The organism is Pseudomonas sp. WS 5078 (assembly GCF_012985745.1).
In the GTDB taxonomy this organism is placed as follows: domain Bacteria; phylum Pseudomonadota; class Gammaproteobacteria; order Pseudomonadales; family Pseudomonadaceae; genus Aquipseudomonas; species Aquipseudomonas lundensis_A.
This window is the reverse complement of record NZ_JAAQWX010000006.1, coordinates 209936-221714: the sequence shown is the minus strand read 5'-3', so window position 1 is coordinate 221714 and position 11779 is coordinate 209936. Positions and strand designations below refer to the sequence as shown.

Genomic DNA, 11779 nt, shown 5'->3' with positions numbered 1-11779 from the left:
AGGGAGGCAATATGGCTACCACCAGTAAAGCTAAAACTTACATGTCATGGTTAACCATCTGTTTCATGATGGTTGCGGCTGTTGCCAGTATCCGCTCATTGCCAAGCATGGCGGTTTACGGCCTGGGTTCAATTTTTCTCTATGTCATCCCGGCGCTGCTGTTTTTCATCCCGGTCTCACTGGTCGCCTCTGAACTGGGAACCGGCTGGAACGGAGGCATCTATGGCTGGGTCAGGCAAGCTTACGGCGACCGCCCCGGCTTTTTCATCATGTGGTTCATGTGGATACAAGTGGTGGTCTGGTACCCGATTGTGCTTGGGTTCGGTGCCAGTACCATGGCCTACCTGATCAACCCTGAACTGGCCAAGAGCGGGGTGTTCACGGCTGCGGTCATCATTGTTCTGTATTGGTTGTCGACGTTTGTTGCCCTTAACGGGCTGACAACCCTGTCCAAGCTGACGTCGTGGTTCATGCTTCTGGGTACGGCCCTGCCCGCCGCTTTACTGGTTCTGCTGGGCGTGGCCTGGCTGGTGCTGGGGCACAAATCGGCTGCACCTCTGACCTGGGATGCATTGATTCCGGCCATCTTCGACACACACTCCACCGTCAAAACCGGCGCGCACAATCTGCATCCGGATTTGTGGCGTGAATTCACCGGCGCCATCACTGGCCTGGTGTTGATTGTGAGTAACTTCCTGGCCTTTGCCGGTATCGAAATGAACGCCATTCACGCGCGCGAATTGCGTAACCCGCAAAAAGAAATGCCACGCGCCATTCTGCTAGCCTTTTTTATGATTCTGCTGGTGTTCATCCCGCCGACTGTGGCGATTTCATTGGTCGTGCCGGCGGATTCGACGAGCCTGACTGCGGGCGTTATTCAGGCATACGCAGCCTTCTTCGAAGGGTTCAACATGCCTTGGGCCACGCCTATCATGGCCATTTTGCTGATCATTGGCGCATTGGGCGGCGTACTCGCGTGGACGGCCGGACCCTCCACCGGCCTGCTGTTTGTGGGTAAGGCGGGAATGCTTCCACCGGTGATGCAAAAAGTGAACAGCAAAGGCGTGCAAAAAAACATTTTGTATTTACAGGCCATTATCGTCACGTTGCTTTCGACGATTTACATCTTCATCGACAACGTATCCGATGCGTTCTGGATGATCAGCGCCATGGCGGCATTGATGTACCTGATCATTTACGTATTCATGTTTATGTCCGCCATGAAGCTACGCAAAACCCAGCCCACTGTTAAACGTGGTTACGTGCTCAAGGGGCTGCATGGCTGGTGCTACCTGGGGTTGTTTTCAACGTGCGTGGCCTTGATCTTCGGTTTTATTCCACCGAATAACTTCAGCAGCATGCCGTTTTTTGAATACGCAGGGATTTTGTTGCTGGGATTGATCGTGGCAGGCGCCCCGCCGTTTGTCTTCTATGCCCTGCGCAAACCCTCATGGCAGATGGTGCCGAAGGCCGAGGCAGATCAATATTCGGCAGCTTTGCAGGATTTGCAGGATGCCGACGACAAAGCCGCTAAAACCTGATCGGCCCGGGGTGCCCAGGGTTTGTCACAGTTACAGAGCACCGACACGGCATCACGATAAATTCATGAGCAAAAAAAAAGCGTCCCTAAGGACGCTTTTTTCATGGCAGCTAATGCAACTGGCATTAGCACCTTATTTTCTACACCCATTACTGCCGGGCAGAAAATGGTCGGGGTAAGGGGATTCGAACTCCTGACATCCTGCTCCCAAAGCAGGCGCGCTACCGGACTGCGCTATACCCCGGTAAAAAAAAGGCACCTTCAAAGAGGCGCCTTCTGCGATCAGCGCTTTTGGCCTCTGATCTTAAGATCTAACCCCAGCGAACTGGAGCCAAAAATGGTGGGTCGTGTGGGATTCGAACCTACGACCAATTGGTTAAAAGCCAACTGCTCTACCAACTGAGCTAACGACCCAAAAATGGTCGGGGTAAGGGGATTCGAACTCCTGACATCCTGCTCCCAAAGCAGGCGCGCTACCGGACTGCGCTATACCCCGGCTTGAAAATGGCTCCACGACCTGGACTCGAACCAGGGACCCAATGATTAACAGTCATTTGCTCTACCAACTGAGCTATCGCGGAACTACATATTTCAATCTACAACGGTGTTGCAATACTACTTTGTAACTCTTTGCAATTCTCGTTGAATTCAGCGCATCTCTGCGTTGTCGTCTCTGAGGCGGGCCATTTTACAACCTTTAAAACCCTTGTCAACCCTTTTTTTTCGTTAGAAGACAATGATTTAGCTCTTCTAACCGACGCCTTGGTTTGGGCCAAGTTGTCGTTGCGGGTGACTGACTGCGGGGCGCACTTTACTCGCGTTTTCCTTACAGATCAACACCCTATGTAAAAAAAACCAAAAAAAGGGGCCTCGCACTGCGAGGCCCCTTTCAAAGCACCGATAACAGGCCTTATGCAAAGACGATTTCGTCGTCTTTGACGCTGGCAACCACGGTGGTTCCCGGCAGGAACTGACCCGAGAGAATCAGTTGTGCCAGCGGGTTTTCGATCCAGCGCTGGATTGCACGTTTCAGAGGACGCGCGCCATACACAGGGTCGTAACCAACCGCAATCAACTTATCCAGAGCCTCCTGGCTCAGCTCCAGGCTCAGGTCGCGTTCAGCCAGACGGCTGCGCAGGCGACCCAACTGGATCTCGGCAATGCCAGCGATCTGATCACGGGCCAGAGGCTCGAAGATCACCACTTCGTCGATCCGGTTCACAAACTCCGGACGGAAGTGAGTACTCACCGCATCCATCACTGCCGCACGTTGCGCCTCACGATCGCCCACCAACTCCTGGATCTGTGCAGAGCCCAGGTTGGAGGTCATCACGATCACGGTATTGCGGAAGTCAACCGTGCGACCGTGGCTGTCAGTCAACCGGCCATCTTCAAGCACTTGCAGCAACACGTTGAAGACGTCCGGGTGAGCCTTCTCAACCTCATCCAGCAGGATCACCGAGTAAGGCTTACGCCGTACGGCCTCGGTCAGATAGCCACCTTCTTCATAACCCACATAGCCTGGTGGAGCACCGATCAGTCGAGCCACGGAATGTTTCTCCATGAACTCGGACATGTCGATTCGCACCATCGCCTCTTCAGTATCAAAGAGGAACTCGGCCAACGCCTTGCACAACTCGGTTTTACCCACACCGGTTGGGCCAAGGAACATAAACGAGCCGCTTGGGCGATTCGGATCACTTAAGCCAGCACGTGAGCGACGCACGGCATTGGACACGGCCACCACGGCCTCGTCCTGACCAATCACGCGCTCGTGCAGCAAGCTTTCCATCTTCATCAACTTGTCGCGCTCCCCTTCGAGCATTTTGGACACAGGAATACCGGTCCATTTCGACACAACTTCAGCGATCTCTTCCTCAGTCACCTTGCTGCGCAACAACTGGTTCTCAGTCTTGCTGTGCTCATCAACCATTTGCAGGCTGCGTTCCAGATCCGGGATGATCCCGTACTGCAACTCGGCCATGCGGTTGAGATTACCGCTGCGACGTGCCACTTCGAGTTCCTGGCGGGCTTGCTCGATCTTTTGCTGGATCTGGGCAGAGCCCTGCACTTCGGCTTTTTCCGAAGTCCAGATTTCTTCGAGGTCAGAATATTCACGCTCGTGGCGCTCAATTTCTTCCTGCAATTTTTCGAGCCGTTTTTTCGCAGCCTCGTCTTCTTCTTTCTTCAGCGCCTGCGCTTCAACCTTTAACTGAATCAGGCGGCGCTCCAGACGGTCCAGCACTTCAGGCTTGGAGTCGATTTCCATGCGAATGCGGCTGGCAGCTTCGTCAATCAGGTCAATCGCTTTGTCAGGCAACTGCCGATCCGTGATGTAGCGATGGCTCAGCTTGGCCGCTGCAATAATGGCACCGTCCGTAATCGCGACTTTGTGGTGCACTTCATAACGCTCTTTCAAGCCCCGCAGGATCGCGATGGTGTCTTCTTCGCTTGGCTCGTCGACCAGTACTTTCTGGAAGCGGCGCTCAAGGGCAGCATCCTTTTCAATGTACTGACGGTACTCGTTGAGCGTGGTTGCACCCACGCAATGCAACTCGCCCCGCGCCAACGCTGGCTTGAGCATATTGCCCGCATCCATGGCTCCTTCGCCTTTACCGGCGCCGACCATGACATGCAGTTCGTCAATGAACAGGATGATTTGACCTTCCTGTTTAGACAGCTCGTTCAGCAGCGCTTTCAGGCGCTCCTCGAATTCACCCCGGAACTTGGCACCTGCAATCAGAGCACCGATATCCAGCGACAACAGACGTTTGCCTTTAAGGCCATCAGGCACTTCGCCGTTAATGATGCGCTGAGCCAGACCTTCGGCAATCGCGGTTTTACCCACACCAGGCTCGCCGATCAACACCGGGTTGTTTTTGGTCCGGCGTTGCAGCACTTGAATGGTGCGGCGAATTTCATCGTCACGACCAATCACCGGATCGAGCTTGCCTTCTTCGGCGCGCTTGGTCAGGTCAATGGTGTATTTGTCTAACGCCTGACGGGACTCTTCAGCATTGGGGTCATTGACGGCTTCACCGCCGCGCAAATTATTGATGGCGTTTTCAAGCGCTTTTTTGCTAACGCCCTGCCCCAGCAACAACTTGCCCAACTTGCTGTTTTCGTCCATGGCGGCCAGCAATACGACTTCGCTGGTGATGTACTGATCGCCTTTTTGTTGCGCCAGACGGTCCGCCTGATTCAACAGACGCGCCAAATCCTGCGACATGTTGACGTCGCCGGTCGGATTCTGAATTTTTGGCAGTTGATCGAGCTCTTTGGTCAGCTCTTTACGCAGGCTGTTTACATCGAAACCGACTTGCATCAGCAATGGCTTGATCGAGCCGCCCTGCTGCTCCAGCAATGCCTGCATCAAGTGCGCTGGCTCAATCGCCGGATGATCATGGCCGACAGCCAATGACTGAGCATCGGACAATGCCAATTGCAACTTGCTGGTTAATCTATCTATACGCATTCGTCACCTTCCTTATGAGCAGGCCGGAGGGATGGAAACTCCTGAATGAAGAAACCTGCCAGATACCTTAGTAGATGCGGGCAATTCTGGGAGTTTCAAGCGTATGACAAATGACACAGATCAGCTGGACGGTGTTTCGATCCAGACCAGTGAAGCGAAGCGACCCGTACGCGGGCTGCGGCGGTAGGAAAAGAAACGCGGGTCGGTCACCGTGCAAAACCCGCCGCCGTACACGGCATCAATACCGCAACGCGCCAGACGCAGGCGCGCCAGCTCATAGATATCAGCCATATAGCGACCGGGATGAGTGCTTGGCACGAACGCCGAGGCGGCTTGGGGCATGTCGTTAATAAAAACATCACGCACCTCGCCACCGACCTCAAATGCCTTGGGGCCAATGGCCGGACCAAGCCAGACCACTATGTCCTGAGGCTCAACATGAAGGCTACGTGCCGCAGCTTCAAGCACCCCGGCTGCCAGCCCGCGCCAGCCTGCATGCGCTGCAGCCACGCGCGTACCCGCACGGTTGCAGAACAGGGCAGGCAGGCAGTCGGCCGTCATAACCGTGCACGCAATGCCCGGCGTTGAAGTCCAACTGGCATCCGCCTCAACGATCTGCGAGGGATCGGCAGGCGCAACCACAACCCCGTGGACCTGGCTAAGCCAGGCGGGCTGTACGCGACAGGTGCGGGTCAGGTGCTGGCGATTCAGAGCAACGGCATGCGGATCGTCGTCGACATGATCGCCAAGATTGAAGCTGTCGAACGGCGCCTGACTGACGCCGCCCGCACGGGTGGTTACGCAGGCCCTGATGCCTGCCGGCGCAGGCCAGTCAGGGATCAGGAACGCGCTCATCCGATGAACGCCTCGCGGTCTTGCTTAAGCAGCGTCAACAACCAGACAAAATCGTCAGGCAGCGGAGATTCCCAGCTCATGCGTTTACCGGTCGTCGGATGATCCAGCTCCAGGAAACGCGCATGCAGCGCCTGACGCGGGAAGTTTTTCAAGGACTCGACCATGGTTACACTGGCTGCCGGCGGGATACGGAAACGACCGCCGTAGGCAGGGTCTCCGACCAACGGGAAGTTAATGTGAGACATATGCACACGGATCTGGTGCGTACGCCCGGTTTCCAGCTTAACGCGCACATGGGTGTGGGAACGGAAGCGCTCAAGCACGCGGTAATGACTCACCGCTTGCTTGCCACCTTCCATTACCGCCATGCGCTGGCGTTGCTGGCCGTGACGGCCGATGGGCGCATCGATCTTGCCCCCGGCGGTGACGACACCGATAACAATGCACTCATAAATCCGGCTGACACTGCGGCTCTGCAATTGAGCAACCAACTGCGTCTGCGCCTGAATGGTCTTGGCGACCACCATCAAACCCGTGGTGTCTTTGTCGAGGCGATGCACGATCCCCGCACGCGGCACATTAATAATGTCCGGTACGTGGTGCAGCAACGCATTGAGCAAAGTGCCATCAGCATGCCCCGCAGCCGGGTGCACCACCAAACCCGCAGGTTTGTTGATCACTAGGATGTCATCGTCTTCGTAAACGATGTCGAGGGGAATGTCCTGGGCGATCCACTCACCCTGGGCTTCCTGCTCTGCAGTCAGCTCCAAGATGGCGCCACCATGCACGATGTCACGGGGACGTATGACGTCTCCGTCCACAGTGAGGCGGCCGTCTTTGATCCAGGCGGAAAGGCGCGAGCGCGAGTGCTCAGCGAATAATTGTGCGGCGACTTGATCGAGGCGTTGGCCGCCCAATTCGGACGGCACCTCTGCGCGAAGTAGTATTTTCTCGGACATGCTCATCAGGACGGCGCCAAGCCTTTGGTTTCGGCTGCGCGCTTGTGGTTAAATACGGCGTCTTTTGCCCCGAGGCTTTTCACGGGGCGCTCATCATAACAGGACGGCCTCGCCCAAGACAGCGGCCGTCATAGGGACGCAAGCCGCCATGCAAGTGAGACACCTGCTGCTGATCGCCATCCTCGCACTGACCGCCGCTTGCTCGTCGACAAAGGAAGTCGTTGACGAAAACCTCAGCGAAGTCGAGCTGTACCAGCAGGCACAGGCCGATCTGGACAACCACAGCTATACCAGTGCAACCGCCAAACTGAAGGCACTTGAGTCACGCTACCCGTTCGGCCGCTATGCCGACCAGGCTCAGCTTGAACTGATCTACGCCTACTATAAAAACTCCGAGCCGGAAGCTGCCAAGTCCGCCGCAGAGCGGTTTATCCGCCTGCACCCCCAGCACCCGAACGTTGATTACGCCTACTACCTCAAAGGCCTGACTTCGTTTGACCAGGACGTTGGCCTGCTGGCGCGCTTTCTGCCGCTGGACATGACCAAGCGTGACCCCGGTGCGGCCCGTGACTCGTATAACGAGTTTGCCCAGCTCACCAGCCGCTTCCCCAACAGCCGCTACGCCCCGGATGCCAAGCAGCGCATGATTTATCTGCGCAACCTGCTGGCTGCGTACGAAATCCACGTGGCGCACTACTACCTGACCCGTCAGGCCTATGTGGCGTCGGCCAACCGTGGCCGGTACGTGGTTGAAAACTTCCAGGAAACGCCCTCGGTCGCTGACGGCCTGGCAGTGATGGTTGAGTCTTACCAGCGCCTGCACCTCGACAAACTGGCTGACACCAGCCTCGAAGTGCTCAAAGACAACTACCCGAACCACCCAAGCCTGGTTGACGGTCAGTTTGTGCCTCAAGTGTCCGAAGCCGACAACCGCTCGTGGTTGAGCAAGGCAACGTTGGGCCTGATTGAATCCAGTACGCCTCTGCCACCGGGTGAAACCCGCGCCAACCAGGACGTGCAGAAGCAATTCCAGGATGCAAAAGATGCCATTCCTGCCGAGCTGAAACCTAAAGATGCCGACGGTAATATCATCGAAGCGCCAGAGACGGAAGACACCAGCCGCTCATGGTTCAGCTACATGACCTTCGGTCTTTTCGACTAATCGTCAAACCCAAAAAAAGAGCCTTCCGGGGCTCTTTTTTTTGCGTCGCATTTGTTGCTGGGCGCTTTACAGGTCCTTGGCTAAACTGGCGCATCTTTTCTCAAATAGCGATGAGCCATGTTTCGTTTACTGATCTGGGTTGCCTTGATTGCTGCGGGTGTGTGGTTGTGGCGCAAATACAAATCGGGCCTTACAACCACCCAAAAACCGGGTACCCCCAGCGCCCAACCGATGGTGCGCTGTGCCCATTGCGGTGTTCACTTGCCCCGGGATCGCGCCCTGAGCCAACGGCAAGAATGGTATTGCACCCAAAACCATTTGGAGCAAGGCCCAAGTAAAGGCTGAGCAACTGCTGTCTCAGCCTGGCAACACAAGGCTGCCAGGCAGACGCAATTATTCAGAGTCGCCCTGCAGGGGCGTACGGAGCCGGGTCAATGATAGGTGTGCGCTCCAGCATCAAATCTGCAAACAACTGGCACGATGCTGGCGCCAATACCAACCCATTGCGGTAATGCCCGCAGTTCAGCCAGAGCCCTTCTAAGCCGGGAACCGGCCCGATATACGGGATGCCCTGCGGTGATCCCGGACGCAATCCGGCCCAATGCGCAACGGGCTCGGCATCCGCCAATGCGGGAATCAACGCCACGGCCGACGCCTTCAAGCTCTCGAGCGCGTTCTGGGTTGGGGTCTTGTCGAACCCCTCGTGCTCCAGCGTACTACCAATCAGGATATGGCCATCGCGACGTGGAATGGCGTAGCGGCCGTTCGCCAACACCATGCATGACAAGAAATCCGTAGCGCATTTGTACAAAATCATTTGGCCTTTGACCGGCTCGACGGGCAACTCAAGATCCAAAAGCTTGAGCAGTTCACCACTCCAGGCCCCGGCAGCCAATACCACGGCATCACCCAATATGGAGCCTTTAACCGTATTGACGCCCGTAATCCGCTCTCCCTCCCTGACAAAACCCAGAACCTCGGATTGTTCGTGGACCGAGACATTGGGCATCGCTTGCAGAGCCGCTTTTAGTGACTTAACCAACCGCGGATTCCGTACATTCGCCACGTCCTTCATGTAAATAGCACGGGAAAAACCGCTGCCCAATACCGGCACATGGCTCTCGACCGACGCAATATCTACCGAACTCAAAGGCCTGCCAGCTTGCCGGGCCCACGCCAGGGCTTGAGCCTCGTCGTCCAGATCAAGCCAGTAAAGACCCGTCGTATGCACTTGCGGATCCAGCCCGGTAGTCACCAACAAACGTTCAGCCAAATGCGGGTAAAAATCCTGGGACCAGTGGGCCAGCGCTGTTACGGCCGGGGTGTAACGCCATGGATAAAGCGGCGAAACGATCCCGCCGCCCGCCCAGGAAGACTCCTGACCGACACCACCGCGCTCCAGCAGAATTACCTGATCGACTTCTGCGGCCAGATTAAACGCAGTCAGCAGGCCGATTACTCCGCCTCCGACAATCACTACCCGTTGGTGCCTAGCCATCTATCAGTCCAGCCCTTATTCAAAAGTAATAGGTCAGCGCCCCCAACACTGCTGTGCGGTGAGGCCCGGGGCCGCCTGGGTTATCGCTGTCAGACCGGTATGCGCCAACGTGTAGTTCCCACACGAATCATTCGCCATGGGCGAGCCGTCCTTCCGTATAGCCGTCAGTAAAAAAGCATGGTCTAAAAGGTCTGACGTAATGCTGTAGTTGTCATTGCCGGCACTGATGTCCGGCAGACCGCTATATAACCCGTTTTTCGTATAGAACCGCTCTAGACTTTGGGCTTGCTCAGAGAGCAACACCACGATTTGAGAACGGTGCACGCGCTTTATGTAATCGCTGTAAAGCTGATAAACAAAGGCGCCAAGGATACCGGTGATCGCCACCACGATCATCATTTCGATCATGGTAAAACCTGCTGTGGGCCTAAACATGCATACACTTCCTATTGAATTTGTCGCCACATGACCCGACGAAAGCGTTGAACAGGAACTGCCCCCTCCCCTTGCGCCATCTGGTGGCGGGCATAAAGGGTTTCGAGCACCGTCCGGGATTGAGCTCGCAGACCAATCCCTGTTATTCGATACAAATAGACAGAACCGCTCGTTTCGGACGCTGAACGCGGGATGCTAAGCCCCAGAAACTGGATGCCATACAAGCCATGCTCAGTTTGCATCCAGTTAATACCTGACTGAGGATCTAACCCCGGTGACCGTCGAGTACGTACTTCTGCTGGCGGAGCGCAGCGCGTCGGTGTGTTGCACTCCGTCATGCCTGGCCATTGCCCATGCAGCCACGATTCCCCTCTATGCATCGCCGCTTCAGCCCCCTGAAATGACTGATTGGCGACCCGTATTGCTCCCGCCATTTTTTCTTGCTGCGCGGCGCTTTCCATCGCAGATAGCCCCAAAAACCCCAGCAGCATCAAAAATACCAAGCTGACCAACAGCACCATTCCTTTTTGCGTCCCTAACACTGGCAGCATACGTCTCCTTACCCCAGCCGGTTACGAACGGCGACTACCACGTGGTAGGTCTGGTCTTTTACATGGGATCGCGGATCTCTCAAGGTCAAGACCATACGTACACTGCGAATGCTCGCGGCATCTGCAGGGCTGTACTCATAGCGCACAACCGCGTTGGACCCGACGGAGTCCGCCATACCAAAGCTCACGTCGAACGCGACTACATTGTCCAGAAGCACGGCGTTAGTGGAACCGCTCCTTAATTGCCCCCCCGCATGACGATATGCAATGCGACGCACCGCAAAGCCGATGTCTCCAGGCCCCAATCCTGTCTGCGCGCCAGCAAAAGCCTGCGCATGGTTTTTGCAGTCCGTCACAACCGTCCAGTCAGGCTTGCCGGACTGAGGCCCCACATCTGCGCTAATCATTTGCAACGTTCCTGAACGTGCAGCTCCCTGCCACGAAACAGGTGTTCCAAAGGCGGCAGGCGCATTGATTATTTGCGTCAACGGCAAGCAGCCAAACATGCCAGCCATGCGAATTTCCTGAGCTATTTTGCTCAACACATAACGCGCATCTTCTTGTAGTTGAGCGGACGCAGTCTGAGCCAGAGAGGTTTGACGGGCACTCAAGAACACCTGAGTCATCCCCAGAACCAGCAGCAAGCCCAAGGTCATTGCAATCATCAGCTCAATCAAGCCAAAACCAGCGTCAGCCTGTCTCATGGCTTACGCGCAGCCTGTTGGTCGGCCAGATAGCCGGTGAGGGTGAAGGATTGAAAGGCGGCGTCTTTTTTCTCAGCACGCGAGTCATCCCAGTAAATGTTGATACTGACCTGACGATCGCTCACTGAAATCACGCCGCGTGCGCTCTCCCCACCGAAGGCGCGTATGTTGCGCTTGAAATCACTCAGATCCTGACCGACGATCCCTGCAACGCTGGAAGTGGAAGTGGGAGTGGAAGTGGAAGTGGCAACATCAACGCCTGAAAAGCGATAGTCACCTGTGGCATTGGCCCGCATTCGATCCAGCATGTCGTATGCAATAAAACTGGCCTGCGTGCTCATGCGCGCGCTGTCGGTGTACTTCAAGGCATTGATTTGTGCGCTTGCAGCCCCTAGTAAACCGAGACCTAAAATCAGTGCAGCTACCAGCACTTCAATCAGGGTCATGCCAGCTTGTTGCTGTTTGCAGCCTCGACTCTGGTGATTCATCCCTGCGCACCTGTTTTAACGGCACGTCCTGCGCCGTCATGATCACAGCCTAGACCTGCGTCAGGGGTTCACAGGTCAGAAACAGGTGAACCAAATCGAAGGAATATTCGCC

General features: G+C 55.8%; 11 protein-coding genes and 4 tRNA genes. 3 read left to right on the top strand and 12 right to left on the bottom strand.

Annotated elements, in window-relative coordinates; all coding sequences use genetic code 11:
• Positions 1-11: 11 nt before the first annotated feature.
• Positions 12-1541: an amino acid permease gene (locus HBN68_RS10945; RefSeq protein ID WP_094994980.1), complete on the top strand. Its 1530-nt coding sequence runs from the start codon at positions 12-14 to the stop codon at positions 1539-1541.
• Between the two features lie 166 nt (positions 1542-1707).
• Here the strand turns inward: HBN68_RS10945 and HBN68_RS10940 are convergent.
• From HBN68_RS10940 to rluD, 7 genes are all read right to left on the bottom strand, one after another.
• A tRNA-Pro gene (locus HBN68_RS10940) sits at positions 1708-1784 on the bottom strand.
• A gap of 94 nt (positions 1785-1878) precedes the next feature.
• A tRNA-Lys gene (locus tag HBN68_RS10935) sits at positions 1879-1954 on the bottom strand.
• A gap of 5 nt (positions 1955-1959) precedes the next feature.
• Positions 1960-2036: transfer RNA gene (locus HBN68_RS10930), tRNA-Pro, on the bottom strand.
• Between the two features lie 9 nt (positions 2037-2045).
• Positions 2046-2121 (bottom strand) — tRNA-Asn (locus HBN68_RS10925).
• Between the two features lie 329 nt (positions 2122-2450).
• Positions 2451-5015 carry an ATP-dependent chaperone ClpB gene (gene clpB / locus HBN68_RS10920; protein WP_094995093.1) on the bottom strand — a complete coding sequence of 855 codons (2565 nt, stop codon included), beginning with the start codon at positions 5013-5015 and terminating at the stop codon, positions 2451-2453.
• A gap of 120 nt (positions 5016-5135) precedes the next feature.
• On the bottom strand, positions 5136-5870 hold the full coding sequence (gene pgeF / locus HBN68_RS10915) for a peptidoglycan editing factor PgeF (RefSeq protein ID WP_169964051.1): 735 nt from the start codon (positions 5868-5870) through the stop codon (positions 5136-5138).
• Complete coding sequence (rluD, locus tag HBN68_RS10910; RefSeq protein ID WP_047279261.1) at positions 5867-6829, bottom strand: 23S rRNA pseudouridine(1911/1915/1917) synthase RluD; 963 nt, start codon at positions 6827-6829, stop codon at positions 5867-5869. Before rluD ends, pgeF begins: the two co-directional genes overlap by 4 nt.
• Before the next feature lie 148 nt (positions 6830-6977).
• Here rluD and HBN68_RS10905 point away from each other — a divergent pair, with 148 nt between their 5' ends.
• Together HBN68_RS10905 and HBN68_RS10900 are read left to right on the top strand one after the other, a co-directional pair.
• Positions 6978-7991: an outer membrane protein assembly factor BamD gene (locus tag HBN68_RS10905; RefSeq protein ID WP_169964049.1), complete on the top strand. Its 1014-nt coding sequence runs from the start codon at positions 6978-6980 to the stop codon at positions 7989-7991.
• A 117-nt stretch (positions 7992-8108) separates the two neighbouring features.
• Complete coding sequence (locus tag HBN68_RS10900; RefSeq protein ID WP_094995096.1) at positions 8109-8336, top strand: PP0621 family protein; 228 nt, start codon at positions 8109-8111, stop codon at positions 8334-8336.
• Positions 8337-8388: 52 nt separating this feature from the next.
• On the opposite strand, the gene thiO is transcribed toward HBN68_RS10900, so the two are convergent.
• The 5 genes from thiO to pilV are packed head-to-tail and all read right to left on the bottom strand — an operon-like array spanning position 8389 to position 11667.
• Positions 8389-9489, bottom strand: coding sequence for a glycine oxidase ThiO (thiO, locus tag HBN68_RS10895; RefSeq protein WP_169964047.1), 1101 nt, complete (start codon positions 9487-9489; stop codon positions 8389-8391).
• A gap of 33 nt (positions 9490-9522) precedes the next feature.
• On the bottom strand, positions 9523-9924 hold the full coding sequence (locus HBN68_RS10890; protein WP_094995098.1) for a type IV pilin protein: 402 nt from the start codon (positions 9922-9924) through the stop codon (positions 9523-9525).
• 11 nt (positions 9925-9935) lie between these two features.
• Positions 9936-10475: a PilX N-terminal domain-containing pilus assembly protein gene (locus HBN68_RS10885; RefSeq protein ID WP_262373504.1), complete on the bottom strand. Its 540-nt coding sequence runs from the start codon at positions 10473-10475 to the stop codon at positions 9936-9938.
• A gap of 8 nt (positions 10476-10483) precedes the next feature.
• Complete coding sequence (locus HBN68_RS10880) at positions 10484-11179, bottom strand: prepilin-type N-terminal cleavage/methylation domain-containing protein (protein WP_094995100.1); 696 nt, start codon at positions 11177-11179, stop codon at positions 10484-10486.
• A complete protein-coding gene (gene pilV / locus HBN68_RS10875) occupies positions 11176-11667 on the bottom strand; it encodes a type IV pilus modification protein PilV (RefSeq protein WP_169964045.1) in 492 nt (163 codons plus the stop codon). Before pilV ends, HBN68_RS10880 begins: the two co-directional genes overlap by 4 nt.
• Positions 11668-11779: the final 112 nt, after the last annotated feature.

Coding starts and splice junctions, on each gene's coding strand:
- HBN68_RS10905 (WP_169964049.1), top strand. CDS start 6,978: ATGCAAGTGAGACACCTGCTGCTGATCGCCATCCTCGCACTGACCGCC.
- HBN68_RS10890 (WP_094995098.1), bottom strand. CDS start 9,924: ATGTTTAGGCCCACAGCAGGTTTTACCATGATCGAAATGATGATCGTG.
- HBN68_RS10885 (WP_262373504.1), bottom strand. CDS start 10,475: ATGCTGCCAGTGTTAGGGACGCAAAAAGGAATGGTGCTGTTGGTCAGC.
- pilV (WP_169964045.1), bottom strand. CDS start 11,667: ATGAATCACCAGAGTCGAGGCTGCAAACAGCAACAAGCTGGCATGACC.
- clpB (WP_094995093.1), bottom strand. CDS start 5,015: ATGCGTATAGATAGATTAACCAGCAAGTTGCAATTGGCATTGTCCGAT.
- HBN68_RS10900 (WP_094995096.1), top strand. CDS start 8,109: ATGTTTCGTTTACTGATCTGGGTTGCCTTGATTGCTGCGGGTGTGTGG.
- rluD (WP_047279261.1), bottom strand. CDS start 6,829: ATGTCCGAGAAAATACTACTTCGCGCAGAGGTGCCGTCCGAATTGGGC.
- thiO (WP_169964047.1), bottom strand. CDS start 9,489: ATGGCTAGGCACCAACGGGTAGTGATTGTCGGAGGCGGAGTAATCGGC.
- HBN68_RS10880 (WP_094995100.1), bottom strand. CDS start 11,179: ATGAGACAGGCTGACGCTGGTTTTGGCTTGATTGAGCTGATGATTGCA.
- pgeF (WP_169964051.1), bottom strand. CDS start 5,870: ATGAGCGCGTTCCTGATCCCTGACTGGCCTGCGCCGGCAGGCATCAGG.
- HBN68_RS10945 (WP_094994980.1), top strand. CDS start 12: ATGGCTACCACCAGTAAAGCTAAAACTTACATGTCATGGTTAACCATC.